Source organism: Roseomonas haemaphysalidis, from assembly GCF_017355405.1.
GTDB lineage: Bacteria > Pseudomonadota > Alphaproteobacteria > Acetobacterales > Acetobacteraceae > Pseudoroseomonas > Pseudoroseomonas haemaphysalidis.
The window spans coordinates 354,095-379,627 of the sequence record NZ_CP061177.1; the positions used below are offsets into that span (position 1 = coordinate 354,095).

The 25,533-nt window shown below is 68.1% G+C and carries 25 protein-coding genes; 13 read left to right on the forward strand and 12 right to left on the reverse strand.

What is annotated here, in order from left to right; translation table 11 throughout:
• Position 1: 1 nt before the first annotated feature.
• Entirely contained in the window at positions 2–1,567 is a 1,566-nt protein-coding gene (gene nikA / locus IAI59_RS01630) for a nickel ABC transporter substrate-binding protein (protein WP_207419426.1), read from the reverse strand.
• 77 nt (positions 1,568–1,644) lie between these two features.
• Between nikA and nikR the strand changes: the two genes are divergently transcribed.
• On the forward strand, positions 1,645–2,070 hold the full coding sequence (gene nikR, locus IAI59_RS01635) for a nickel-responsive transcriptional regulator NikR (RefSeq protein WP_207419427.1): 426 nt from the start codon (positions 1,645–1,647) through the stop codon (positions 2,068–2,070).
• Between the two features lie 123 nt (positions 2,071–2,193).
• Here nikR and IAI59_RS01640 read toward each other — a convergent pair whose 3' ends face one another.
• Complete coding sequence (locus IAI59_RS01640) at positions 2,194–2,880, reverse strand: response regulator (protein ID WP_207419428.1); 687 nt, start codon at positions 2,878–2,880, stop codon at positions 2,194–2,196.
• Positions 2,877–5,510, reverse strand: a complete 2,634-nt coding sequence (locus IAI59_RS01645) for a sensor histidine kinase (protein WP_207419429.1) — start codon at positions 5,508–5,510, stop codon at positions 2,877–2,879. The genes IAI59_RS01640 and IAI59_RS01645 overlap by 4 nt, the downstream gene beginning before the upstream one ends.
• A 581-nt stretch (positions 5,511–6,091) precedes the next feature.
• Here IAI59_RS01645 and IAI59_RS23295 point away from each other — a divergent pair.
• From IAI59_RS23295 to IAI59_RS01695, 11 genes are all read left to right on the forward strand, one after another.
• A complete protein-coding gene (locus tag IAI59_RS23295) occupies positions 6,092–6,214 on the forward strand; it encodes a hypothetical protein (protein ID WP_272874687.1) in 123 nt (40 codons plus the stop codon).
• A 6-nt stretch (positions 6,215–6,220) separates the two neighbouring features.
• Positions 6,221–6,307: a K(+)-transporting ATPase subunit F gene (kdpF, locus tag IAI59_RS23445; protein ID WP_120639025.1), complete on the forward strand. Its 87-nt coding sequence runs from the start codon at positions 6,221–6,223 to the stop codon at positions 6,305–6,307.
• Between the two features lie 4 nt (positions 6,308–6,311).
• On the forward strand, positions 6,312–8,009 hold the full coding sequence (gene kdpA, locus IAI59_RS01655) for a potassium-transporting ATPase subunit KdpA (RefSeq protein ID WP_207419430.1): 1,698 nt from the start codon (positions 6,312–6,314) through the stop codon (positions 8,007–8,009).
• An 18-nt stretch (positions 8,010–8,027) separates the two neighbouring features.
• The gene (gene kdpB, locus IAI59_RS01660; protein WP_207419431.1) at positions 8,028–10,085 is read left to right on the forward strand and encodes a potassium-transporting ATPase subunit KdpB; all 2,058 of its coding nucleotides are present in this window, start codon (positions 8,028–8,030) and stop codon (positions 10,083–10,085) included.
• 3 nt (positions 10,086–10,088) lie between these two features.
• A complete protein-coding gene (gene kdpC / locus IAI59_RS01665) occupies positions 10,089–10,640 on the forward strand; it encodes a potassium-transporting ATPase subunit KdpC (protein ID WP_207419432.1) in 552 nt (183 codons plus the stop codon).
• 55 nt (positions 10,641–10,695) lie between these two features.
• Positions 10,696–11,445, forward strand: coding sequence for a TorF family putative porin (locus IAI59_RS01670; RefSeq protein ID WP_207419433.1), 750 nt, complete (start codon positions 10,696–10,698; stop codon positions 11,443–11,445).
• A 53-nt stretch (positions 11,446–11,498) separates the two neighbouring features.
• Entirely contained in the window at positions 11,499–11,777 is a 279-nt protein-coding gene (locus tag IAI59_RS01675; protein ID WP_207419434.1) for a hypothetical protein, read from the forward strand.
• 36 nt (positions 11,778–11,813) lie between these two features.
• Positions 11,814–12,413 carry a hypothetical protein gene (locus IAI59_RS01680; RefSeq protein ID WP_207443831.1) on the forward strand — a complete coding sequence of 200 codons (600 nt, stop codon included), beginning with the start codon at positions 11,814–11,816 and terminating at the stop codon, positions 12,411–12,413.
• Positions 12,414–12,429: 16 nt separating this feature from the next.
• On the forward strand, positions 12,430–13,467 hold the full coding sequence (dapA, locus tag IAI59_RS01685) for a 4-hydroxy-tetrahydrodipicolinate synthase (protein WP_237180993.1): 1,038 nt from the start codon (positions 12,430–12,432) through the stop codon (positions 13,465–13,467).
• Between the two features lie 270 nt (positions 13,468–13,737).
• Complete coding sequence (locus IAI59_RS22940; RefSeq protein WP_237181175.1) at positions 13,738–14,949, forward strand: DUF2325 domain-containing protein; 1,212 nt, start codon at positions 13,738–13,740, stop codon at positions 14,947–14,949.
• 168 nt (positions 14,950–15,117) lie between these two features.
• Positions 15,118–17,193, forward strand: a complete 2,076-nt coding sequence (locus tag IAI59_RS01695) for a molybdopterin-dependent oxidoreductase (RefSeq protein WP_207419437.1) — start codon at positions 15,118–15,120, stop codon at positions 17,191–17,193.
• 16 nt (positions 17,194–17,209) lie between these two features.
• Here the strand turns inward: IAI59_RS01695 and IAI59_RS01700 are convergent, their stop codons facing one another.
• From IAI59_RS01700 to modA, 9 genes are all read right to left on the reverse strand, one after another.
• Entirely contained in the window at positions 17,210–17,551 is a 342-nt protein-coding gene (locus IAI59_RS01700; RefSeq protein ID WP_207419438.1) for a winged helix-turn-helix domain-containing protein, read from the reverse strand.
• A gap of 109 nt (positions 17,552–17,660) precedes the next feature.
• A complete protein-coding gene (gene tsaA / locus IAI59_RS01705) occupies positions 17,661–18,164 on the reverse strand; it encodes a tRNA (N6-threonylcarbamoyladenosine(37)-N6)-methyltransferase TrmO (RefSeq protein ID WP_207419439.1) in 504 nt (167 codons plus the stop codon).
• Between the two features lie 26 nt (positions 18,165–18,190).
• The gene (locus IAI59_RS01710; RefSeq protein WP_207419440.1) at positions 18,191–19,024 is read right to left on the reverse strand and encodes an ABC transporter ATP-binding protein; all 834 of its coding nucleotides are present in this window, start codon (positions 19,022–19,024) and stop codon (positions 18,191–18,193) included.
• On the reverse strand, positions 19,015–20,055 hold the full coding sequence (locus IAI59_RS01715; protein WP_207419441.1) for a FecCD family ABC transporter permease: 1,041 nt from the start codon (positions 20,053–20,055) through the stop codon (positions 19,015–19,017). The genes IAI59_RS01710 and IAI59_RS01715 overlap by 10 nt, the downstream gene beginning before the upstream one ends.
• On the reverse strand, positions 20,048–21,118 hold the full coding sequence (locus IAI59_RS01720; protein ID WP_207419442.1) for an ABC transporter substrate-binding protein: 1,071 nt from the start codon (positions 21,116–21,118) through the stop codon (positions 20,048–20,050). Before IAI59_RS01720 ends, IAI59_RS01715 begins: the two co-directional genes overlap by 8 nt.
• A 76-nt stretch (positions 21,119–21,194) precedes the next feature.
• Complete coding sequence (locus tag IAI59_RS01725; protein WP_207419443.1) at positions 21,195–22,238, reverse strand: ABC transporter substrate-binding protein; 1,044 nt, start codon at positions 22,236–22,238, stop codon at positions 21,195–21,197.
• The gene (locus tag IAI59_RS01730; protein ID WP_207419444.1) at positions 22,238–22,447 is read right to left on the reverse strand and encodes a TOBE domain-containing protein; all 210 of its coding nucleotides are present in this window, start codon (positions 22,445–22,447) and stop codon (positions 22,238–22,240) included. The genes IAI59_RS01725 and IAI59_RS01730 overlap by 1 nt, the downstream gene beginning before the upstream one ends.
• Positions 22,448–22,517: 70 nt before the next feature.
• Positions 22,518–23,282, reverse strand: a complete 765-nt coding sequence (locus IAI59_RS01735; protein WP_207419445.1) for a molybdate ABC transporter substrate-binding protein — start codon at positions 23,280–23,282, stop codon at positions 22,518–22,520.
• 14 nt (positions 23,283–23,296) lie between these two features.
• A complete protein-coding gene (modA, locus tag IAI59_RS01740) occupies positions 23,297–24,085 on the reverse strand; it encodes a molybdate ABC transporter substrate-binding protein (protein WP_207419446.1) in 789 nt (262 codons plus the stop codon).
• Positions 24,086–24,600: 515 nt separating this feature from the next.
• On the opposite strand from modA, the gene IAI59_RS01745 reads away from it, so the two are divergent.
• A complete protein-coding gene (locus tag IAI59_RS01745) occupies positions 24,601–25,467 on the forward strand; it encodes an AraC family transcriptional regulator (protein WP_207419447.1) in 867 nt (288 codons plus the stop codon).
• Positions 25,468–25,533 lie beyond the last annotated feature (66 nt).

The following is a 25,533-nucleotide window of genomic DNA, read 5'->3' on the forward strand; positions in this document are numbered from 1 at the left end:
CTCAGCCCCGGCCGATCCGGGCGAAGGGAATGTCCGTCCGCGTGTCACCGAACGGCACCCGGCCCAGCGACGGCCGGTGCACGAGCTTGTTGGTGAAAAAGGAAACCGGAACATACACCGCCTGCTCGTGCAGCGTGGTCAGCAGCCAGCGATACTCTTCCGCCCGCCGCGCGTGATCGGTGATCGCCAGCACGGCACCGATGCGGCGGTCGATCTCGGCCTTCATCGGCAGCCCGCGCTGGGCCTGGTAGTCGGCATGCGACGGTGCGCGCATCGAGGCCAGAAAGGCGTGGGGGTCGTAGGGCGCGCCCCAGGTATCGTTGAAGATCATGCCGAAATCGCCGGAGCGCTGGCGGCCGTAATAGGTGCTGGCATCCTCGCCCACCAGCCGCGCGGCGATGCCGATGCGCGCGAGGTCGCCCTGCACGGCCTCGCCAATAGCTTTCTGCAAGGCATCCGCGCCGATGAAGCAGAGGTCCAGCGCCAGGTCCCGGCCATCCCTGCGGCGCACCCGCCCCCCGGCGGGCAGCGTCCAGCCTGCCGCCTCCAGCCGCGCCGCCGCCGCCGCGCGGTCGAAGCCGGGCGCCTGCAGGCCCAGATCGGTATAGGGGAAGTTCGTGGCGAACAGCGTTCCCGCCGCGGGCTCGGTGTCCAGCAGGATGTGCCGGACCAGCGCCGCGCGATCGATGCCCTGGGCGATCGCCTGCCGCACGGCGGGGTCGTCGGTGGGCGCCAGGGCCGAGTTCAGCGCCAGCAGCCGCGTGCCGATGGGCGGCGAGATGGCGGTGGTGAAGCGCCGGTCAGCGGCGAAGCGGCGAAAGGTATCGGCATCCAGCTGGTCCGTGCCGTAGGCCAGGTCGATCTCGCCGCTTTCCAGCGCCAGCGCCCGGGCGTTGCTGTCGCCCAGCACGCGCACCAGCACCTCCTCCAGCACCGGCTTCTCGCCCCAATAGCCATCGTTGCGGCGGAACAGGTCGTGCTGGCCGCGCGCCGTTTCCGCCAGCACCCAGGGACCGGTGCCGACCGGCGCCGCGATGCCGCCATCCGCCCGCAGCACCGCCGGGGAAGCGAAGCGCAGGGGACGAGGCAGGGACAGCTCCAGCAGCGCCGGATAGTACGGTCCCTGCAGCCGCAGTCGGACAGTGCCCGGGTCGATCGCCTCGGCGCCCTCGATCTGGTTGACCAGTTCCAGCCAGGCATGCCGCGCACGGTTGCGAAGCACGGCGTCGACATTGGCCACCACGGCGGCGGCGTCGAAGGGCGTCCCGTCGGAAAAGCTCACGCCCTGCCGCAGGGTGAAGCGCCAGGCGCGGCCGTCCTCCTCCATCTCCCAGGCCGTGGCCAGCGCGGGGACGATCCTGCCACCCTCGGCGTAGCGCACCAGCGGTTCATACAGCATCGACTGGGCGTACATCTGGTTGGGCGAATAAAGATGCGGGTGCAGCGGCCCGGCATTGCTGGGCCAGGAGAAGGTCAGCCTGCGCCGGGTCGCCTGGGCAGCGGCGGGGGTCATGGCGGCCAGCGCCGCCGCCCCGCCCATGGCGTGCAGCATCGAACGGCGCAGCATGGTAATCCCCAGCGTCCTGAACAGCGTGGTATGCTAAGTTTATCGGAACAGCATATCAACCCATCGCGAGAGGCGGCATGCAGCGCATCACCATCACCCTCGACGACGACCTGCTGCGGGAGGTTGATGGCCTGGGCTATGCGAACCGGTCGGAAGCCATCCGTGACCTCGCCCGCGCCGGATTACGCCAGGCCGCCGAGGCACGACAGGCAGAGGGCCCCGCGGTGGGCGCGCTGGCCTATGTCTACGACCATCACCGTCGCGACCTGCCGGAACGACTGACCAATTCGTTCCACGACCACCACGCCCTTTCGGTGGCCACCCTGCACGTCCACCTGGATCACCATGCCTGCCTGGAAGTTGCCGTCCTGAAGGGGGACGCATCGGTGGTCCGCCGCTTCGCGGACGCCGTGATCGCGGAACGCGGGGTACAGCACGGAAGCCTTCTGCTGCTTTCGCAGGCCAGGGCGGCCGTTCCTGACGTAAAGCCCGACCAAGGCTGATATCTCGCCGGCCCACGGCCAGACAACCGATCTGGCGACCGCAGCCCCGGCGGTGGTCCAGGATGATTCCATGCCGTGACCGGCCATGGCCGACTGGAACACCATGACCCACACATACGGAAGCTATTCCGAAAGTCGGTACCCGACGCCTGGCTCCGTCTTGAGCAAACCCGCCGCCCGGCCGAACTTCTGGCGGAGATGACCGACATAGACCCTGAGGTACTGTGCCTCGTCGGAGTGGGCCGGGCCCCAGACCGCCGTTAACAGCTGCTGCTGGGTGAGCACCCGCCCCCGTGCCTGAGCGAGACACACGAGGAGGGACCATTCCCTGGGCGTCAGGTGCAACGGCTCCCCCCCTCCGATCTTCGCGAACCGCCGATCAATGTTGATGCAAAGCGAACCCACATTCAGCTCGGTCGCCGGGGCCCGATCGCCGGAGGCTGCTCTGCGGAGGGCGACGCGGATGCGCGCCAGCAGCTCCGCAAGAGCGAAGGGCTTCTCAACATAATCGTCGGCCCCGGCATCCAGCGCCGCGACCTTCTCCTCCTCCTGGCCACGGGCCGAAACAACGAGGATCGGCGCCTGGATGAAGGCCCTCAGGCGCGAAATCATGAGTTGGCCATCGATGTCCGGCAATCCGAGATCCAGCAGGATCAAGGCCGGTTGCCGGATGGCCGCCAACCGCAGAGCCTCCTCCCCGGTTTCGGCCTTGATGGTGTCGTACCCGGCGGCGGCCAATGCAGGGGCGAGAAACCGGTGGATCTGCGGCTCATCGTCGACAACGAGCAACCGCGTGCGGCTGGCGGTCATGCGGGCAGGGACACCGTCATGCGGGTTCCATGCCCATCCCGGATGGGGCTCTCAGCAGTGATACGTCCTCCCATGGCATGCGTGAGGCCCTGGCAGATCGCAAGTCCCAGGCCACTCCCAGCCGGTGCGGCGTCCCCGCGGCGCACACGGAAGAAGGGGTCGAAGATCTGATGAAGCTGATCGTGTGGAACACCGATGCCCTGGTCTTCCACCGCAATGGTCACCTCGGGACCCACGCGCCGCGCCTTGACGACGATCGGTGTGTCCGGCTCGGAGAATTTGGCAGCGTTGTCGAAAAGGTTGGCCAGGATCTGCTCCAGGAGAACGGGGTCCAGCCGTGGTGCCGGAAGCCTGCTGTCGATATCGCAGGTGATGTCGCGTCCGATGCGACGACTGGCCCGCTCCGCCGCCGAGCGGACCGCGTCCTCGATATCCACCGGCTCACGCCTAGGCTCGACCTGCCCACCTTCCAAACGAACAATGTCGATGACATTGCTCAGGTAACGGGCGAGCCGCACGGTTTCTTCCTCGGCGGTCGTCAAGAGGTCGCTGCGGACTGCGGCCGTCAAGCTGTCACCGGAGATCCGCAGGGTTTCTATCGCACCCCGGATTGATGTCAGCGGTGTGCGCAGGTCGTGGCCGATGGAGGCCAGCAAGGCAGATCGCAACGTTTCCGTTTCCGCGCGCGCCGCGTTGCGCGCATTCTCAGCCATCAGCTGCGACCGTTCGAGCGCGATCGCGGCTTGGTCGATCAATGCATCCAGTGCCCGGTCCCGCTCGGTCTCGATGTCCTTCACCTGGCCAGCCATCTGCAGGGCCAGCAGTCCCACCACGCCATCCGCGGTGCGCATGGGCCGAAACTGCCAGTCGGCAGATGGCAGCGCATCGGTCGCAAAGCCAGCCCGCGTTCCCCGTGACAGCGCCCACCGCGCGGCCGCCATGGAAGCGGCATCGGGCTCCATCTCGACAGGGCGGGCGGCGCGCACGACCGGCTCGCCATCCAGCGGCAGAAGCACACAGGCCGGACGGTCGGCCAGTTTCGCGGCCTCCTGCGCCACCACGGTCAGGAGATCCCCTGTCGACGTCACGGCGCTGAGCCTGCGCGACACCTCGACCAGGCGCCGCATACCGAAGATCCGTGCGCGCGCGGTGCTGACAGATCGCCCGAGGCTGCCGGTGGTCCCCGCCAGCAGCAGCGCGACGGCGAAGAAGATGGCGCCGCCCATCACCTCCTGAATGCCGGACAGCGCGAAGGTGAAGCGGGGCACGAGAAACAAGAAATCCCAAACCAGAAAGGACAGCAACGCCCCCGCGGCGGCGGCGGTGGGGCCGAACCAGGCCGCCAGCGCCACGACGGCAGCCAGGTAGATCATGCCCAGGCCACCCTCGGGCACGATCCCGTCGGCCCAGATGCTCACGAGCGTGGTGAGTGCCACCAACGATGGCACGGCAACCCAACTGGCCCAGTTCGGCAGTCCCGCCACTTCCCGCCGCACGCGCGGCATGACGCCCGATAGCGCAGGCACCAGATGCAGGGTGAAGCTGCTGGCTTGCCGGACCAATGCTGTGGTGAGGGTCCGCCCCGTCAGGCGGCGCCAAACAGAGGGCTGCCCGCGGCCGACCACCAGATGGGTCGCGTTGTGCGTGCGGGCATGGTTCAAAACGGCGGTGGGCAGGTCGCGTGCAGCCGTGGTCTCGACCTCAGCGTGAAGCTGCTCGGCCAGCCGGAGAGCCGGCGATGGGCTGATGCCGCCCGCCCCACCCGGCATCTCAACATGCAGGACCATGAGCGGCGCGTGCAGCGCATCGGCAATCCGCCGGGCGTGACGCACCACAGCCTCCGCCGAGGCATCCCGGCCAACCAGGGCCAGGACCCGATCGCCGACCGGCCAGGGACCGGAAATGGCATTGGCGCGCATGTAGCCGGTGACATCGGCGTCCACCCGCTCCGCCGTTCGCCGCAGCGCGATTTGCCGCAGCGCCGCCAGATTACCCTCGCGGAAGAAGCCCTTCAGGGCGCGGGCCGCCTGCTCGGGGCGATACACCTTGCCTTGCTGCATCCGCTCCAGAAGTTCGGTGGGCGGGATGTCGATCAGCTCGACGGCATCCGCCCCCGCCAGCACGTGATCCGGCACGGTTTCCTGCACGCGGATGCCGGTGATGCGCGCAACGTCGTCCGACAAGCTTTCCAGATGCTGGACGTTCATCGCCGTCCACACCTCGATCCCGGCATCCCGCAATTCCTCGACATCCTGCCACCGCTTGGGATGGCGGCTGCCAGGGGCATTGGTATGCGCGAGCTCGTCCACCACCAGGACCTGGGGATGCCGCGTCAGGGCGGTGTCGAGGTCAAACTCCCGCAACGTCTGGCCGCGGTAGGAGATCTGCCGCAGCGGTAATACCTCCAGGGTACCGATCTGCGCGGCGGTGTCCTGGCGCCCATGCGTTTCCACCAACCCGACGACAACATCGGTGCCACCATCCCGCAGACGGCGCGCCTCGTTCAGCATCTCGAAGGTTTTGCCCACGCCGGGCGCCGCGCCCAGGAAGACCTTCAGGCGCCCACGGCCCTCCCGTTGCGCCATGGCCAACAGGGCATCGGGGTCCGGGCGGGCAGACGGGTCATTCATGCTTGGCGCTTACAACGGCGGGTGCGGCATTCAAAGCATCATCGGAGGTGCGGCGGAGCCGCATGCCAGGCCATGCCCATAGCTGCCAGCGCGATGATCGCACATCCGGCAAGCCAGACCCAGGGGGCGTATGGGAAAGCCGGCGCATGGCCTCGTTGACCCAGTCCCAGTGCGAAAGAACAGAGAAGCGCCCATGACATCTCGATTAGGACCGTGGCAGCGAACAGCCATTCCCCCGGGAACGCCACCAGACGAGATGATAATGATGAGCGAGCCCTGAACCGCACCGATCCGTGCCCGCCCGCACCCGGTTGAAGGTGATGGCTCTCGGAATACGCGGGAGCCGCACTTCCTCGCAGGTCAACCATCATTGTCTCCGGGAAGCCGTTGCGGACTGCAAGCAGGTCGCTTGGCTGATAGGCCGGAGAGCCATCAAAAAGATATGTGAGCCTTCAAGCGAACCAATAAAGGCGGCATAAAAACGCGCAGCTCGGACGAGCGCTTTTATGGGTTTTTTATAAGTCCTGGACAAAACTCACATCGAAATTTTGCGCGCCGCCAAGTTAGCAGCAGAGACCTGAATGGGGCTTTCCCGTTCTCCGTCGCGCGAGTTCATCCCGATGATCGATGTTCTGCTCCTGGCGCTTGGCCTCGGCTTCTTCGGCCTGATGGCGGCCTACGCCGCCGCCTGCGAAAAGGTCTGATACCCCGTGCTCGACCTCATCCTGGGCGCCGCCGTTTCAGCGGGCCTGCTCGGCTACCTGCTATGGGCGCTCCTGCGCCCCGAGGATCTGTGATCCCATGACCCTGATCGGATGGGCGCAGATCGCGCTCGTGCTCGCCGCCGTCCTGGCAGCCGCTATCCCGCTTGGCCGCTACATCGCCGCCGTGGCTGAGGGCCGCATCCGCTGGCTGCGACCGGTCGAGGCCCTGTTCTTCCGCGCCGGCGGCATCGATCCCAATGCCGAGCAAGGCTGGCGCGCCTATGCCATGGCCATGCTGGCGGTCAACGCGCTCGGCTTTCTGCTGCTTTACCTCCTCCTTCGCCTGCAGGGCATGCTGCCACTCAATCCCCGCGGCTTCGACGGGCTGTCTCCCTGGCTGGCCTTCAACACCGCCGTCTCCTTTGTCAGCAACACCAACTGGCAGGCCTATTCCGGGGAAGTGGCGATGTCCTACTTGTCCCAGATGGTGGGGCTGGCGGTGCAGAACTTCCTTTCGGCCTCGACCGGCATCGCGCTGGCGCTGGCGGTGTCGCGAGCCTTCGCCCGGGGTGGCATCTCCAGCCTCGGCAACTTCTGGGCGGATTTCACACGGGTCACGCTGTACGTGCTGCTGCCGCTGGCCGTGGTGGTCGGCTTCATCTTCGTCGCCCTCGGCATCCCGCAGACCTTCGCCGACTACGTGACCGCCACCACGCTGGAGGGCGGGCAGCAGGTGATTCCGCTTGGCCCCGCGGCGTTCCAGATCGCCATCAAGCACCTCGGCACCAACGGCGGCGGCTTCTTTGGCGTCAACTCGCTGCATCCCTTCGAGGGACCAGGCGCTCTGGTGACGGCCATCCAGATCTGGTGCCAGGCGGTCATTCCCTTCGCGCTATGCATCACCTTCGGCCACCTGGTGCGCGACGCGCGGCAGGGCCGCACCCTGCTGGCGGTCATGCTGGGCTTTGTTGTGGTAGCGACGCTCGCCATCTACGCCGCCGAGGCCGCGGGCACGCCGATCATGGCCGCGCTGGGGGTGGACCCCGCGCAGGGCAACATGGAAGGCAAGGATGTCCGGTTCGGCCTGGCCCTGGCCTCGCTGTTCACAGCCACCACCACCGGCGCCTCCTGCGGCGCGGTCAACGCCATGTTCAGCAGCTTCACGCCGCTGGGCGGCATGGTGCCGCTGTTCCTGATTCAGCTGGGCGAGGTCCTGCCGGGCGGCGTCGGCTCTGGCCTCTACGGCATCCTCATCTTCGCTCTGCTGGCGGTGTTCGTCGCCGGGCTGATGGTGGGCCGCACGCCGGAATACCTGGGCAAGAAGATCCAGGCCCGTGAGGTCAAGCTGGCGATGCTGGCGGTGCTGGTACTCCCCGCGACCATCCTGGGCTTCACCGCTGTCTCCCTGGTCCTGCCGATGGCGACCGCCTCCCTCGCCCACGTCGGCCCGCACGCGTTGACGGAGATGCTCTACGCCTACACATCGGCGGCGGGCAACAACGGCTCGGCCTTCGGCGGGCTCACGGCGGACACGCCCTGGCTGAACACCACGCTCGGCATCGCCATGCTGCTCGGCCGCTTCGCCTATGTGGTGCCTGTCCTGGCCATCGCGGGCGGCCTCGCCGCCAAGGTGAAGGCGCCGGAAGGCACCGGCACGCTGCCCACGCATGGGCCGCTCTTCGCCGGCCTGCTGGCCGGCATCATCCTGATCCTGGGCGGGCTCCAGTTCCTGCCTTCCCTCGCTCTCGGTCCCCTGGCGGAGCACTTCGTGATGCTTGCCGGGAAGACCTTCTGAGGTCCTGAACCTATGGACATGCCAACCCCAACCGTCGCCGCCGGCCGCCAGAATCAAGCGGGGATAGGCCTGGACCGGGCCTTGCTCGGCCGCGCCGTTCTGGAAGCGCTGCTGAAGCTCAACCCGGCCAAACTCATCCGCAACCCGGTCATCTTCGTGACCGAGGTCATCTCGATCCTGGTGACCATCCTGGCCGCGGCCGCCGCATTCCGGGGCGAGACCTGGGGCTTCCAGGCCGCCATCGCCGCATGGCTCTGGTTCACCGTACTGTTCGCGACCTTCGCCGAGGCGGTGGCCGAAGGCCGCGGCCGCGCCCGCGCCGAAAGCCTGCGGCGCGCCCGGACCGAGGCGCGGGCCAAGCTGCTGGTCCGCCCCGACGACCGCGCCCTGTGGCAGCCCCGCGCCGCGACGGAGCTCCGCGTCGGTGACCACGTCCTCGTGGAATCCGGCGACATCATGCCGTCCGACGGCGAGGTGGTGCAGGGCATTGCCTCGGTCAACGAAGCAGCCGTGACCGGCGAAAGCGCGCCGGTGATCCGCGAAAGCGGCGGCGACCGCTCGGCGGTGACCGGCGGCACCACCGTGGTCTCCGACTGGCTGGTGGTACGGATCACGGCCGCTCCCGGCTCCACCTTCCTGGATCGCATGATCGGGCTGGTCGAGGGTGCCTCACGGCAGAAGACGCCGAACGAGATCGCGCTCGACATCCTGCTGGCCGGCATGACGATCATCTTCCTGATCGCCGTCGTGACGCTGGTGGGGCTCGCCTCCTGGAATGGGCAGCCGCCATCCGTGCCGGTGCTGGCCGCGCTGCTGATCACGCTGATCCCGACCACCATCGGCGGCCTGCTGTCGGCCATCGGCATCGCGGGCATGGACCGGCTGGTGCGCTTCAACGTGATGGCGACCTCCGGCCGCGCGGTGGAGGCGGCGGGCGACGTGGACGTGCTGCTGCTGGACAAGACCGGCACCATCACGCTGGGCAACCGCCAGGCCGCCGGCTTCTCCCCTGCGCCCGGTGTCGAGATCGGCACGCTCGCGCAGGCCGCGCTGCTGGCTTCCCTGGCAGACGAAACGCCGGAAGGCCGTTCCATCGTCGCCTTCGCGCGGGAGCGGCATAACCTCCCGCTGCCCAGCCTGCCGCCGGGCGCCGAGGTCGTGCCCTTCACGGCACAGACACGGATCTCCGGCATCGACACACCGGACGGCAGCTATCGCAAGGGCGCGGTCGATTCCCTGCTGCGCACGCTGAGCACCGAGGTGCCGAACGCCGTGCGTCAGGAAGCCGATCGTATCGGCCGCAGCGGCGGCACGCCGCTGGCGGTTGCGCAAAGCGGGCGGCTGCTGGGGCTCATCGAGCTCAAGGATATCGTCAAGCCCGGCATCCGCGAGCGCTTCGCCCAACTGCGCGCCATGGGCATCCGCACCGTGATGGTGACCGGCGACAACAAGCTGACCGCCGCTGCTATCGCCACGGAAGCCGGGGTGGACGACTTCATTGGGGAAGCGACCCCGCAGGACAAGCTCGGCTACATCCGCGCCGCCCAGGCCGAGGGCCGGCTGGTCGCCATGGCGGGTGACGGCACCAACGATGCGCCCGCCCTGGCGCAGGCCGACGTGGGCGTGGCCATGCAGACCGGCACGCAGGCGGCGCGCGAGGCCGGCAACATGGTCGATTTGGACAGCGACCCCACCAAGCTGATCGAGGTGGTGGAGATCGGCAAGCAACTGCTGATCACCCGCGGCGCGCTGACCACCTTCTCCATCGCCAACGACGTGGCCAAGTACTTCGCCATCCTGCCCGCCATCTTTGTGACATCCTATCCGGAGTTGGGCGCGCTCAACGTGATGCGCCTGGCCAGCCCGGAAAGCGCCATCCTGTCGGCGGTGATCTTCAACGCGTTGATCATCGTGGCGCTGGTGCCGCTGGCGCTGCGCGGCGTGGCCTACCGCCCGGAAGGCGCGGCGGCGCTGCTGCGACGCAACCTCCTGGTCTATGGGCTGGGCGGCATCGTCGCACCCTTCATCGGCATCAAGCTCATCGATGTCATCCTCGTCCTGCTGGGGGTTGCCTGAACCATGACCGGCCTGCTTCGTCCCGCCGCCACCACGGTGGTACTGTTCACCGCCCTGCTCGGCCTCGCTATGCCCGCCGCCATGACCGGTGTCGCCCAGGCCGTCTTTCCCACCGAGGCAGGCGGCAGCCTGATCGAGCGGGAAGGCCGGGTGGTCGGATCCGCGCTCATCGGCCAGGCCTTCGCGGAGCCGCGCTATTTCCAGCCGCGACCCTCGGCGGCCGGGGATGGCTACGACGCCAGCGCGGGTGCCGCGTCGCAGCAAGGCCCGACCAGCACCAAGCTGGTTGACGCCGTGCGCGAGCGTGTTGCCGCTGCGGGGGCCAAACCCGTACCCGCCGACGCGGTCACGGCATCCGGGTCCGGATTGGACCCGCACATCACGCCCGAGAATGCGGCACGGCAGGTGCAGCGCATTGCCGGCGCGCGTGGGATCCCTGCTGACCGTATCCAGACCCTGCTCCAACAGCACACCGAAGGTCGTGAGCTGGGCTTTCTGGGCGAGCCACGCGTCAACGTGTTGCAGCTGAACTTGGCGCTCGACGCACTGCGCTGAATCGCGGCGCAGCTGCACGACCGTTCCCCTTGTTGCCACCAATCTGGACGACACCATGTACCGTATCGCATCCGCGGCAGGCTTGGCCGTGGCCGCTGCCGTTCTCGCTCCCGCCGCCGCCTCGGCGCAGATGAGGGTCGAAGCCCTCAATCTGACCCTCACGGCGACCCCTGCTGTCGCAACCGACTACCTGTTCCGCGGCATCAGCCAGACCCGCAACCGACCGGCCGTCCAAGGCACTTTTGAAGCACTGCATGATAGCGGCTTTTATGTCGGTGCCTTTGTCAGCAATGTTTCTTTCCTGGGCACCGATGCGCGACAGGAAGTGGACCTGCTTGCTGGATATCGGTTTGAGGCGATCGGTCTTTCGTGGGACATCGGCGCCATCTACTACAGCTATCCCGGATACCGCCGGGTGGCGGGTACGCAAGAGATCGATTTCATCGAAGGCGCCGTGAAGGCGAGCAAGATTGTTGGCCCGGTCACTCTGCTCGGTTCAGCCTTCGTTTCGCCAAACTATTTCGGGCGCTCCGGTACCGGCGTTTATGCCGAAGGTGGTGCCGATGTGGCACTCCCGCTGGGCCTCACCGCATCCGGCCGGTTCGGCTATCAGTGGATCGAGCGCGAGCCAAGGTTCGGCACGCCAGACTACGCGACGTGGTCCGCAAGCCTGTCGCGCGAAGTCTTCGCCGGAGCGACGCTCGCCGTCGGCTACTACGGCACCAATATCTCGCAGAACGAATGCTCGGGCGGTCAGAAGCTTTGCGATGACCGGGTGATGGTCACCCTGAGCCGTAAATTCTGAACCCTCATCTTCTGCCGCGGCGACCCGCCGCGGCAGAGTTGGATCGTCAGAATATGGAAATCCTCCTCGCCTTCGTCTTAGCGTCCACTCAGGTGATCAATCGATTTCTCCTGCGGATGGCCTGCATTATCCTGTTCTCGTTTGCTTATCATGGGTCTGACAGAAGCCCTTGGAGGGTTGTTTCCGACTTATCTTTCGTGACCGCTTTCACATGCGTCGTGCTCGCCCTCCTGCTTCGAGAGCGCAAGTTCGGTGACAGGCTAACGAACTGGGACGAAGCCGCCGCTTATATCACGATCGGATTGATTGCGCGCGCCGCAGTATCGGCGTGACCTGGCGTAAACGTTCTTTATGATACGAGCCTCTAATTGCTATCGATTTTTTACGCGAAGTTCGAGCACAACACGGGCGTGGAGGTTCCCATGCTCAGTTCTGCTCACGTGACCCAAGCCAGCAAGGCTGAAATCGTCGACGAACACAGTCCGACGGACAAAGCGATGACCTTGCTCAGCCGACCCGCACGCATTCACCATATCATCCGCCAATCGTCCGAGGACGATGGCGGGCTCCTTGATGAGGTTGCGGCTTCGACGGAGGATCGGGTTCTGGTGGTTGGTGGCACAACCGCCGATCTGCTGTGCGCATCCGTTCGCCGCGGGTGCCGGTCCGCAATCGGCGTCTCGAAGGCCCCCCTGCACCCGGAAGCTGCCGAGGTTGTGGTCGCACCGCGCGTAGCCTCGCTGGATCAGGCCACAGAGATTGCGTTCTGCGCCCGGAAGGCATTGTCGCACGGCACCCATGAAGGGCGGCTCGCCATGCGCCTGCTCGGGATCAAGACAGTCAGTTTGGCGGGCGGCCTGGTACGGCAGTTGAAGGCTCTCGGATACGCACGGGTCCACCTCCGGCGCACCCGTGGCGATACCATTGTCGTGACCGGGCGCCTGGCCACTCTTTCCCCTGCAGCTTGAGGTAATCACCGTGTCGATGCGTCGGCAGTTCATGACCTTTCGTGGTTCCATCCCGGCCCTGGTCACGCCGTTCCGCGCCGGTGACGGGGAGCTCGATGAGGTTGCCCTGGGTCGCTTGGCAGAACGCGCCGCGGACCGGGCGTCATCCGGCGTCGTGGTATGCGGCAGCACGGGCGAAGCAGCCGCGATGACACTCGATGAGCAGGGGCGGGCGATCCATGCGGTCAAGGAAGCCGTTGGCAATCGCATCCCGGTCATCGCGGGCATCACCGCCCCCTGCACGCAGGCGGCTGTCGCAATGGCGGCAGCGGCTGAGAGGGTCGGTGCGTCCGCGTTGCTGTGCGCGGCCCCGCCCTATGTGAAGCCGTCGCAGGCAGGCATGCATGCTCACCTTCGCGCTGTCAGCAGCGCATCGGGGTTGCCGATCATCCTTTACGACGTACCCTCACGCGTTGGGGTGCGGTTCGATGACGAGGTGATCGCAAAGCTCCACAACGACGGGATCATTGTTGCGATCAAGGATGCCACGGCGGATCTGGCAAGGCCTGCCAGGCTTCGTCGCCTTTGCGGTGCGGATTTGCAACAGCTCTCGGGCGATGACGCAACCGCGCTTGCTCACCTTGCGATGGGTGGCAGTGGTTGCATCTCGGTGACGGCCAATCTGGTGCCGGCGCTATGCGCCGCCGTGCACGAGGCATGGCTGGAGAACGACCGCGAGCGCGCAGCGGAACTACAGGACTGGCTGTCACCCCTGCATCATGCCCTTTTCACCGAAACAAACCCTGTCCCCGTCAAGGGTGCCATGGGCTTGCTCGGGCTGTGCGATTGGACACCACGGCTCCCTCTTCTGCGCGTGAGTGACGAGGGGCTGGCGCAACTCGACGTTCTCCTCCGCGAACTGATGCTCATGGAAAATTCGCTCGCGCGGTCGCTAGTGCATCAGGCACATCAAGCAATGCCGGACGCCAATGGACGTTCGATGGCGGGGCGGCACGGGATCAGCATGGTGAAGATGCCTCGGAGTGCCGCGATGGATGACATCTATTTTCGGTAATCCGGCGGTGCGGTGCAATCGGGCGCCCGGTCCGCACCTCGGTCGATAAGAAGCCGGCTCCGGCCGCCACAGCCCATCCGTCCAGCTCCTGCTCTGCCAGGGCGAAGGCAGGCCGTCCCATATGGAGCCGACCTATCTCAAGGCGTCGCCATGCGCCGTGCCTTGCAGGAGCGAGGACGGTCTGGCAACATCGCTATATCCATTGGGATACAGCGTAATATGGGACAGGGCTGCTGCGAACCAAAGCCGTCGATCGCAGGGAGCTGGGCCGTGGGTCCATCCCACGGCCGTCTCGCTGCGTCAGGGCCGCTGCCCATCCGCCCGCAGGATGCCTACGCTTTCGCGCACCGGCGCCGGAAGCTGTGGGAGCTGTCCGGAGTCTTCCACTGCTCGATCATCGGCACCTGCCTGTCCACCGGTGAGCTGCGCAAGCTCCTGATCAAGCTGCACCCGCCCCATGCCCGGGAAAGCGATCACACCCTGCATGGCGTTGCGGTTGGTTTGTCCGAGCGGCACGACGCTGCTGGCAAAGTTCTGCAAAAGGCACTCGACGCCCGCCATACGGCCGCCATCAACCGCTGCGCCCGCGCCCGGACAACGGAGGCCGTACGGGAGTTCTGGGCAGAAGCCCGCGCCGCCGGGGATATCCCTGGTCCCTATTGGGCCGTGATGACCCATTCGGACGCCTCGCCCGAACTGCAGCGGGAGGTGTTCGGGGAGGTGCACATGCTGTCCCACCTCGTCGGGGCCGCGAACCGGGCCGACATCCGCCGCCTGGCGCAACTGGAAGCCGAGAACGTGGCCCTCGCAACACAGGTCGCCCGGCAGCAGGCCCGCCTCCAGGATCTGGCGGCGGAGCGTGACGTCGTTATTCAAGAGCTGCACCAACGTCCGCAGAAGCCGGACAGGCGCAGCGTGGCGCAGCGTAGCGACGCGGAGGTCCAGGGGGAACTGGAACACGCACGTCGCCGCCTGGACAGCGAGGTGGGGCACCGGCTCACCCTGGAACGGCGGCTGGAGGAGATGCGGGCCTGCCTCGACGCGGAGCAGCGGGCCGGTGCCGAGGCCATGGCACAGGTGGAAACGCTCCGGGCGGAGATCGTGGCGCTGGAGGAGGCCCTCGCGCCCGGGGAAGCAGGCGATGCTCGGATCAGACTCGATCTGCGCGGCATGACGCTGCTCTATGTCGGTGGGCGGCCAAACCAGTCCGCTCGGTTGCGGCGCATTGCGGAGGACGCGGGCGCCGTCCTGCTGCTGCACGACGGCGGTGTCGAAGATGCCGAGGCTCAACTCGCCGGTTTCGCCAGCCGGGCCGATGTCGCGCTGTTTCCCGTGGATTGCGTGAGCCACGACGCGGCCCTGGCCGTGAAGCGTCACTGCCGCCGCCTCGGCAAGCCGTTCATCCCGCTGCGCGGGACGGGGGGCGCCGCCTTTCTCGCCGCGCTGCATGGCCTCGCGGCCGCGCCGGAGAATACCTCGTGACGCTCGCTCCGCCCTGGCCTGGTGCGGGCAACCGTCCCACCCCCGGCCGGCCCGTCGAAGCAGCCGCTCGTCGTGCGGAAAGGGCTTTTTTGCTGGCAGAGGCAGGGTGTTGACGGCACGCTGGCGGTCTGCCTGCTTGACCCGCCCCGAAGACACCGAAGGACGCCGATGCCCGAGACCCGCGCCTCCGTCTGCCCGCATGACTGCCCCAGCACCTGCGCCCTGGACGTGGAGGTGCTGGACCAGCGCACCATCGGCACGGTGCGTGGTGCCGACAATCCCTACACGGCGGGCGTGATCTGCAACAAGGTCATGCGCTACGCGGAGCGGGTGCATCATCCCGACCGCGTGCTCTACCCCATGCTGCGGGACGGCCCGAAGGGCAGCGGCATGTTCCGCCGTATCACCTGGGATGAGGCCCTGGATCGCATCGTGGCCGCCGTCACGGAGGTCACCGCCCGGCATGGCAGCGAGGCGGTCTGGCCTTATTCCTCCGCGGGCACGATGGGTTTGGTCAACCGCGACGGCATCTTCCGCCTGCGCCATGCCATGCGCTGGTCCGGCCGCAAGGGCACCATCTGCTCCACCATCGCCGCCGCGGGCTGGACGGCGGGCTGCGGGCGCGTGACGGGCGTGGACCCGCGCGAGATGGCGGTGGCAGACCTCAACGTGCTGTGGGGCACCAACCCTGTCTCCACCCAGGTGAACGTGATGAGTCACGTGACCCGCGCCCGCAAGGAGCGGGGGGCCAAGCTGGTGGTGATCGACCCCTACCGCACCGGCAGCGCCGCTGCGGCCGACATGCACCTCGCGCTGCGTCCCGGCACCGATGCCGCCTTGGCCTGCGCGGTGATGCACTGCGCCTTCCGCGACGACCACGCCGACCGCGATTACATGGCGCGCTTTGCCGATGATCCGGCGGCGCTGGAAGCCCATCTGGCGACGCGCGGGCCGGACTGGGCGGCGCCGATCACCGGGCTGGCGGTGGAGGAGATCGAGGCCTTCGCCGCGCTCTACAACGCCACCCCCCGCGCCTACATTCGCGCGGGCTTCGGTTTCACGCGCGGCCGCAACGGCGCCGCCTCCATGCACGCGCTCACCTGCCTGCCCACCGTGACGGGCAAGTGGAAGCACGAGGGCGGCGGGGCGCTGTGGAACAACCACGGCATCTACGGCTGGGACAAGTCGCTGATCGAGGGCACCGCCTGGCGCGATCCCGCGGTGCGCGAGCTGGACATGAGCCGCATTGCCAGCATCCTGACTAACGATACCGGGGCGCTGCTGGGCGGCCAGCCTGTGCGGGTGCTGCTGGTGCAAAGCGGCAACCCCGCCTCCGTGTGCCCCGACAGCAACCGCGTTCGCGAGGGCTTGCTGCGCGAAGACCTCTTCACCGTGGTCCATGAGCAGTTCATGACGGAGACAGCGTGCTACGCGGACATCCTGCTGCCTGCCACCATGTTTCTGGAGCACGACGACATCTATCAGGCCGGCGGCCACAGCCACGTGCAGATCGGCCGTCAGGTGATCGAGCCGCCCGGCGAGGCGCGCTCCAACCACGACCTCGTCTGCGCTCTGGCGCAGCGTCTCGGCCTTGATGATCCGACCTTCCGGATGTCGGGGCTGGAACTGGCCGATGCGACGCTGCGTGCTTCCGGCTATCCCGGCGCCGAGGAGATGACCGAACGCCGCTGGCTGGACGTGCAGCCACCCTTTGCGCGCGCGCACTTCCTGGACGGCTTCGGCCATCCCGACGGCCGCTTCCGCTTTCGCGCCGACTGGCGGGCACTGGGCGACGCGGAGGGCAAGCTCCCCCCCTTGCCGGACTGGGTGCCGCTGGTGGACCTGGCGACCGAGGAACGGCCAATGCGGCTGGTCGCGGCCCCCGCGCGGCAGTTCCTGAACTCGACCTTCACGGAAACGCCGAACGCCCGCAAGCGCGAGGGGCGTCCTCAGGCCCTGATCGCGCCGGAGGACGGTGCCCGGCACGGCATCACCGACGGCGCGCTGATGCGCCTCGGCAATGCGCGGGGCGAAGTGGTGCTGCACGCCCGCCACGTCCCCGGGCAGACATCAGGCACCGTGGTGGTGGAAAGCATCTGGCCCGCCGCCGCCTTCGGGGGAGCGGGACACGGCATCAACGTGCTGACGAGCGACGAACCTGCCCTTCCGTCCGGCGGCGCGGTGTTCCACGACACGGCGGTCTGGATGCGGGCGGAGGAGGTCGTCGCTTTCGCAGCCGAGTGAGGTTTGGCGGGCCGGACTAGCCAGCCACGTGGCGGGCGAGCGCACTCAGATGACGTTTGGCCGCCTTCAGCGCGTCACGCTCGATGGCACGGTAACATGCGACGATGTCCTCCCCCATCGGCGTCAGGGACGCACCACCGCCCGCGCGGCCCCCCGCGGCCGTGGCCACCACCGGGGTTCCGAAGGTCTGGTTCAGGTCGTTCACCAGGTCCCATGCGCGCTTGTAGGACATGTCGAGCTGCCGTGCCGCAGCAGAAATCGATCCCTCCTTCGAGATCGCTTCCAGCAGCTTCACTTTGCCAGGCCCCAGGCGGCGGGCACCGAAATCGACGCGAAGGCTCAGCTCGGGCTTGGTCATCGACCACACGATAGCAGGCGCAGGAGGGTGATTTCTACCCGGACGATCCTTCGCGACAAGGCTGGGCGATCTGCAAGATGCCGCGCACTGGTCGGCCGCCACCGCCGTTTCACCGCGATACGAGGACGTCGTCGTCGCCAGGCTGGCGTGGTGCCGGTGGCTTGAAGTCCGAGCGATCGGGCTTGATGTCGAGCAATGGCGTGCCGTCCAGGCAATCTAGTCCTTGCACCAGCAGTGTCGAACCCTCCCGTCCGCGCAGCACCACGACCGAGGAGCCGATGGGGTTCGGCCGCACCGGCGAGCGGATGGAGAAGGTTCCGCGCGTCTTGCCATCGCTCGCCGGGCTTTGCAGCACGAGGTCCCGCCGGGACAGGTGCAGCCAGTAGAGCAGTTCCAGGCGTGCGCTCAGTTCCACACCGTCCAGGATCGCGGGTGCCCAGGGCGGGAACACCTCCACCCGGCAGATTGGCCCATCCAAGCGGCCCTGGCGGGGACATTGCAGCCGGTCCGTCCAGGGCGTGTGGATGCGGCCCACGAACACCAGACCAGCATCGATGCGGTCCGGCACAGCGACGGCCTGCTCGCCCGGCCTGATCTGATCCTTGCGCGTCATGTGTCGTGAAGGCTCCTCGGTTGCGGTCATGGGTCCGGCCGCCGGCTGAGATAGCGCGCTGCCGAGGATGGCCCGCCAAAGTCCGGCACCGCCACATCGCGCCCCCGCTCCGTGCGAAGGACGTCGATCGGCAGACCATATGCCTCCTTCAACAAAGCCGGGGCGATGATCTGCTCCACGGGACCCGCGACCGCCCGGGTGCGCCCCAGCAGCAGCACGTCGCCACCGCAGGCCAGGGCGTGGCTGGGGTCGTGGCTGCTCATCCCGATGGCGAGGCCCTCCGACGCCAGGGCCCGGACCACGTCCAGCACCTGCCGTTGGTTGGCGAGGTCCAGGTGCGCCATGGGTTCGTCCAGCAGCCGCACCGGGCTGTCCTGGACCAGGGCGCGTGCCATGCGCACCATCTGCTGCTCGCCCCCGCTGAGCTCATGCATGGAGCGCGCCGCGAAGTGGCCGATGCCGAGCCGGTGCAGCGCCCGCGCCGCCCGCCCGCGGTCGGCCTTGCCGGGGCGATGGAACAGCCCGAGATGCGCCGCGCGGCCGGTCAGCACGATGTCGGCCACGGTGAAGGCAAATGTTTCCGCTTCGCTTTGCGCCATGAAGGCGATGCGCCGCGCCCGCTGTGCGTCGTTCAGACCGCGCAGCGGCATCCCGGCGAAGGTCACCGTCCCGCGGGTGGGAAGAGCCAAGCCAGCGAGGCACCGCAGCAAGGTCGACTTGCCGACCCCGTTGGGGCCGAGAATGATCAGCGGGTGACCGGGCCGCAGGGTCACGCTCAGTTCCTCGAACACCGGGCGCCGCGCGCCGGGATGCGCGAAGGCAAGGCCGTGCGTGGCCAGCGACGCGGTGGTCACGACCACGCCTTCTCTCCTCGCAGCAGCATGACGGCGAAGACCGGTGCGCCCACCAGGGAAGTGACGATGCCCAGCGGGATCTCGGCGGAGGATAAGGAGCGAGCCAGCGTGTCCACCAGCAGCAGGAAGGTGCCACCCATCAGCAGGGTGGCGGGCAACAGCCGGTCGTGGTCGGCGCCCACCAGCAGGCGGCCGAGATGCGGCACTACCAGCCCCACCCAGCCCACCAGCCCGCAGACCGCCACGGCGCTGGAGGCCAGTGCCGTGGCCAGGCCAAGCTGGAGGGCGCGTTCCAGGCCCACGCGGACGCCCAGCGCGCTTGCGGCCTCGTCGCCCATGGCCAGGAGGTTCAATCGCCAGCGCAGCGCCAGCAGCAGGGCCAGCAACGGCGCGTTGATGGCCAGCAGGGTCCAGAAGGTCGGTGCCCGCACGCCGGACAGCGAGCCGAGCAGCCAGTACTCGATGACCGGCAGCTTGTTCTCGGGGTCCGCGCTGTATTTCAGCAGGCCGAGCAGCGCGGTGAACATTGAGCCGACGATGATGCCGGACAGCACCAGCACCAACGTGCGGTTGCCGCGGTAGGCACGCCCCAGGAGGCTGGTGCAGAACGTCGCCAGGGCGGCAAACCCGAAGGCCGAGACCTGCACCGCCAGTGCCCCGCCGTCCAACAGGATGGCCAGCGCCGCGCCAAATCCGGCACCCGCCGAGACACCCAGCACGAAGGGGCTGACCAGCGGGTTGCGGAACACGCCCTGACAGGCGGCACCGCCCGTGGCCAGGGACGCGCCCACCAGCATGGCAACCCCGATGCGCGGCAGCCGCACCTGCATCAAGGCGATCTCTGCCGTGCGGGGCCAGCCGGCCTCGATGGGCAGCACGTGAGACAGCAGGATTCGCAGTACGGTGCCGGGCGGCAGGCTGAAGCGCCCCAGCCCCAGCGAAACCAGCACCGCTGCGATTGCCAGCAATCCCAACCACAGCAGGTGCCGCTGCCCCCGCCGGGTCGGGGCGGCCGCGGGGGCCACATCGTCACGCACCGTCGTAAACCACGCCGTAGAAGCGCTGGTAGAAGTCCTCGGCGCGGGCCCGCAGGTCGATATCGTTGAACAGGTCGGGATGCAGGGTCTTGGCCATCCAGGTTTCCCCCAGCGCCAGGCTTTCCGGCACGGGATGGCCCCAGGGCTTGACGTATTCAGGCGTCACCGTGATGCGGTTGCGGGCCACCGCCCGCACGGGTGCCCAGGCCGGGTCCTGGCGGATCTGGCCGGCCACCGCGGCATAGCGGTCCTGGACGATCACCGCCTCGGGGTTCCAGGCCAGCACCTGTTCCATGGTCACCTTGCCATAGCCCTGCATGGCACGCGCCACGTTCAGCCCGCCCGCCAGCCCCATGACGACGCCAGTATACTTGCCGCTGCCATAGGTGGTGAGGTCGGGGTTGGCCATGTACATGCTGGTGCGGCCTGTATCCGGGAGGTTCGCGGTGCGCTCCTCCACCAGGCGCCGCCCCGCCAGGGCGGCCCCGACCAGCCGTGCCGCCCGCTCCTGCCGTCCGGTGATCTCACCGAGCAGACGCACCGCCTCCACCAGCCCATCGGTATAGGCCTGCTTCTCGTTCTCCAGCACGGGGTTCAGCTTGCCGCGCTCGCTGGGCGGGCCGGTGAAGAAGGCCATCTGCGCCACTGGCATGCCCGCAGCCTCGATGGCCTGCACCATCTGGGGTGGTGCGTAGTGGGTCAGGATCACCAATTCTGGTGACAGGGCCAGCAACTCCTCGACATTGGCGCTGGTCAGCGTGCCCGGCGTCGGCAACGCGGCGAAGCCCGGCGCCAAGCGGGCGAAGCTGGGGCCGAGCTGCTGCCGCCAGTCCCGCAGCACCCCCACCACTTGCCCGGTCGCGCCAAGCTGGGCCAGCACATCCATGCTGTGGTGCTGCAGCACCACCAGGCGCGTCACGCGCTCCGGCAGCGGCACACGGCGGCCGTTCTGGTCGACGATCTCGCGCGTCGCGGCCTGCGCGAAGCGTGGCCGCAGCAGCGTCGTGGAGGCAAGCGCCGGGAGCGCCAGCCCGGCGCGGAGCAGCAGACGGCGGGACATCATGGCAGCATCCTTGGGCGTTATGTTGACAGGCATATAACGTCTGGCGCGCCTTGCCACGGCGGCAGACTGAAGGCGGTCAGGGCACCGCGCTGCGCAGCATGGCCGCAAGCTGCGCCTCGTCCGGCCGCCGGTGATAAAGCATGTCGGACAGCGCGCCGATCTGGTCGGCCAACCGGTCCCTCGGGCGGATGCCGAACAGCACCGGCAACCAAGCCAGCCCCAGCAGGCGATTGACCGAAGGCGGGCTGTCGACCCAGCCATAGGGTAACACGGGCGCGACCGCGACATGCCCCGCCCGCACGGCGCGCAACGTGCCCCACAAGGGGTGACCTGGCATCGCGGCGGCCAGTCCCGCCTCCGGCGTGATGATCCAGTCCGGATCCCACAGCACCACCTGTTCGGCCGAGACCTGGGCCAGCCCACCGCGGCCCGCCTGCGTGGCAGCGACGTTCTCCGCACCGCAGAACTCGATGATCTCAGTGTTGATCGAACCCGCGACCCCGGTTTCCAGCCCCTGGGGTCCGCGAGCGTAGTAGACCCTCGGGCGGCCCCGCGCGGCCAGTTCTGCCGCAGCCTCGCGCGCGTCGTTCAGCCGATGGGCGGCGGCGGCGGCCAGGGGTGCGGCGGCGGCCTCGCGGCCCAGGATCTCGCCCAGCAGGCGGAAGGTGTCCGGGATCTTCGCCAGCGTTCCGTCCAGCAGCAGCGACGGAATGCCGGTCTGCGCTTGCAGGCGATCGGCCAGTGCCGCGTAGGACGGCGTGACGGACCCGTAGTCCAGGATCATGTCGGCGCGGGCGGCAACCACGGCCTCGACGCTGGCGGTGTCGGCGGCACTGCCGGTCAGGCGGCCGGTTTCCGGCAGGGCGGCGGCCTCGGGCGGCAGGAAGGCCCGTTCGGGGCCGCGCGGCGCCCGCACCCAACCCGCCAGAAGGTCCGGAGCCAAGCTCCAGACTGGCAGGGCGGCGGGCGGGCCGGCGGCGAAGACCCGGGTCACCCGCTGCGGCAGGGTGGCGAGGCGCCCCGCCGCGTCCCGCACCGGGCGAGTGCCCTGGGCCCGAGCGGCCAGGGGCCAAGCGGCCATCGCCCCCAACAGCGCGCGGCGGCCAGGGGCGGCGGGCATCAGGCCTTGCCGACGATGACGTCAGACGCCTTGACGATCGCCGAAGCCTCGTCGCCGACTTTGAGCTCCAGTGCATCGACGGCTTCGTTGGTGATGGAAGCCGTGATCACCGACCCGCCGGGCAGGGTGATCTTCACGCGGGCGGTCGTCTGCCCCTTGGTGACTTCGCTGACAGTGCCGGACAGCACATTGCGAGCGGACAGCTTCATGATGAAATCTCCTTTGTTTGACGGAAGGTCTGCCCGGATCGGCAAGCCCACACAAGCGGTTCGGCAGGCATCATCCGCGCCGCACGCTCCTGGCTTCCGTAACGGCGACGAACCCGTGCCGGACCAGGATGTCCTGGCCTTCCGGCGAAAGGATGAAGCAGAACAGCCGCACTGCCCCGGGATGGTCCGAAAGCAAAGCCAGGGCGTAGTCGGCACCCACTGCCAGGGCAGGCGGCAGGTCCACCACCTGGGTGCCCGGGCATTCCCGCAGAACCGCTGCGGCAGAGGTGCGATAGCTCAGGAAGATGTCGGCACGGCCTTCCGCCATGTGCCAGCCGACGTAGTGGCGTCCTGCCGGAGCGGGCACCGTGTCCCGCCCGCCGACCAGCTTCAACGCCTTGGCCTCGAGCATCGCGCGCGCACCGGGGCGGATGGCCTCGGCACGCGCGAAGAGCTCCCAGGCATAGTCCCCGGAAGGACCCGCCCCGGGGGTCGAGGTGCCGAGCCGGATGGCGGGGTCCAGCATGTGGCCGAGCAGGCTGTCCGACGTCGCCGCCAACCCTGGACGAACCAGGGCGCAGAGGGTGTTGCGCGCGAAGATGACAGGCGGTGCCGATCGTCCAGCCTCCGCCAGCGCCCGCACATGTTGCAAGCTGGCGGAAGCGAAGAGGTCGGCGGACTCGCCGCCCTCGATGCGCTCGCGCAGCAGCCCGGCTGGTCCGAAGGCGGCCTCGACGACGGCGCCGCCACCGGCATTGAAAGCCGCCATCAGGTCATGGGCCGCGGTGGACAGACTGCCGGCAGACAGCAACCGGATAGGAGCGACCTTCGCCACGAGCGCGCCTGCTTCTACTGCGCGCGCAGGCCAAAGCCGAAGCGGCGGTAGGTTTCCGCCGCCTCGTTGCCGGTGGCAAAAGCGAAGAACGCGCGGGCTTCCCTGTTGTCCGCCGCGCGGCGGGCCAGGGCAAAGGGATAGGTCACTGCGGGATGGCCCTCGGCCGGGAAGGTGCCGATCACCTTGACGCCACGGGACGCCGCCGCATCGGTGGCATAAACGATGCCGAGCGGCGCCTCGCCCCGCTCCACGAGCAGGAGAGCAGAGCGGACATTATCGGCCCGCGCCAGACGGGGTGAGACGCGGTCCCACTGCCCCATCCAGGTCAGCGCCGCCTGCGCGTACTTGCCGACCGGCACGTTGGACGGATCCCCGGTGGCAATACGCCTGTCGGCGCCGGCGAGAGCCAGCAAATCGGTGCCGCGTCCCAGGGTCACTGGCGGCTGACGGGAATCGGCGGGTGCGATCAGCACGAGGCTGTTGCTCAAAGGGCTGATCCGGGTGTCGTTGACGATCAGGTCGCGCTGCTCGACGTAGTCCATCCAGGGCTCGTCGGCAGAAGCGAAGATGTCGGCGGGCGCGCCCTGCTCCATCTGGCGAGCCAGGGCGGAGGACGCGGCGAAGGAGAAACGCGGCACCGGGTGGCCCTTGGCGCGCCATGCCTCGCCCAAGGCCTTCATGGCGTCAGTCAGGCTGGCGGCGGCGAAGACCACAGGCCCCTGCGCATCCTGCGCCCGGGCCGGGCCAAGAGCCGCCAGAAGGGCTGCACAAAGGGTCAGGGCGGCGAGATGGCGGCGATACATAGGACCTGCTCCGTTATATTCGCACGGATATATTGGTCTTGCGGCGGATCGACAACTCAGCGCTGAGGGGCGGACGGCGCCGCAGGCTGGGTGTGACCCAAGGCGGTGCACTGGCTGAAGGCAGGCTCTTGCCTGGAGTCCGCAACCACATCGATCCCCGGCCTGAACGGTGTTCGAGGCAAGGGATGCTCCCCCCCGATCAGGCGCGCACGGGCGATGGCCCCGACGTCTTGCGCACTCATCAGGGGTGGAACAGTCGCCGCGCCGGTCACATCCAGCTTCACGGTAACCGGTGCGTTGAATCAGCCGAGTGCTTGTTCGTCGGCTGATCTCCGGGCCTTTCCGGCTCAAATGACGCCTGCAACCCGCCAAACCGGTCAGGACGCTGTCTCGGCAAACATCGCTCATGGCCTGTCCGGCACCCGGTCAGATGCCGATGCCATCTTCGGCCTGGGTGGCTGTGTTCCGGACCAGGCGCTGATAAGCTGCCGCCGAGTAGGAGGCAGGATCGAAGGATGAAGGCGGCGTCGACCACCCCGAACCGGCCTGAGCGCGTCTCCTTCAAACGGCCACTCGGGCACCGCGGGCTCGAAACCCTGGCCGCCCATTACGTGCGCCAGACCTTCAGGCCGCATTCCCATCCGGAATACCTTGTCGGCGTGATCACCGGCGGCATGCATTCGGTCTGGTGCCGCGGCGAACAGCTGCATGTCCCGCCCGGGACCGTCATGTCGATGCGCCCTGGCGACATCCACCACGGGAATGCGGCTGTCGAGGCCGGGTGGGTCCAGCGGATGTTCTACGTCGCCGAGGACACGATGGCCGAGATCCTGGGTGATCGCCGCGACACCTCTGTCGCCCCCCTCCCCGACTTCGCTTCCTCCAGTCGGCATGACTGGAACCTTGCCCGGAGGCTGGAGCGCATTCACGACGCGGTGCATGGCTCAAAGCTGATGTTGGAGCGCGATGCGGCGCTGGTCGCCTTCGCGGATGTGGTAGCGCGCCTGGCTGGCGGAACATCCGACGACGGGCCGCGAGCGGTGACGACCGACCACCGCGCCCGCAGGCTCATCGACTACCTGCACGCCCAAGTCGCGAAGGATGTCAGCCTGGACGAGCTCTCGTCGCTGGTGGGTCTACGCCGCCGTCAGACGGTCGACCTTTTCAAGCGCGCGACGGGACTGCCGCCCCACGCCTTCCACATCAACCTGAAGGTCCGTCTGGTCCAGGATTGTCTGCTAAAGGGACAATCGCTGGCCGCTGCCGCGATCGAGGCTGGCTTCGCCGATCAGAGCCACATGACCCGCCACTTCACGGCGATCACCGGCGTGACCCCGGCCACCTATGCCAGGCCGGAGCAGGCCCGCACTTTCGTTCTATAGCGCTCGGCCCCCTCCCCATAGCAGGGAGGCCGGAAGCCTGGACCAGCACGGTCGGGCATCAGGCAG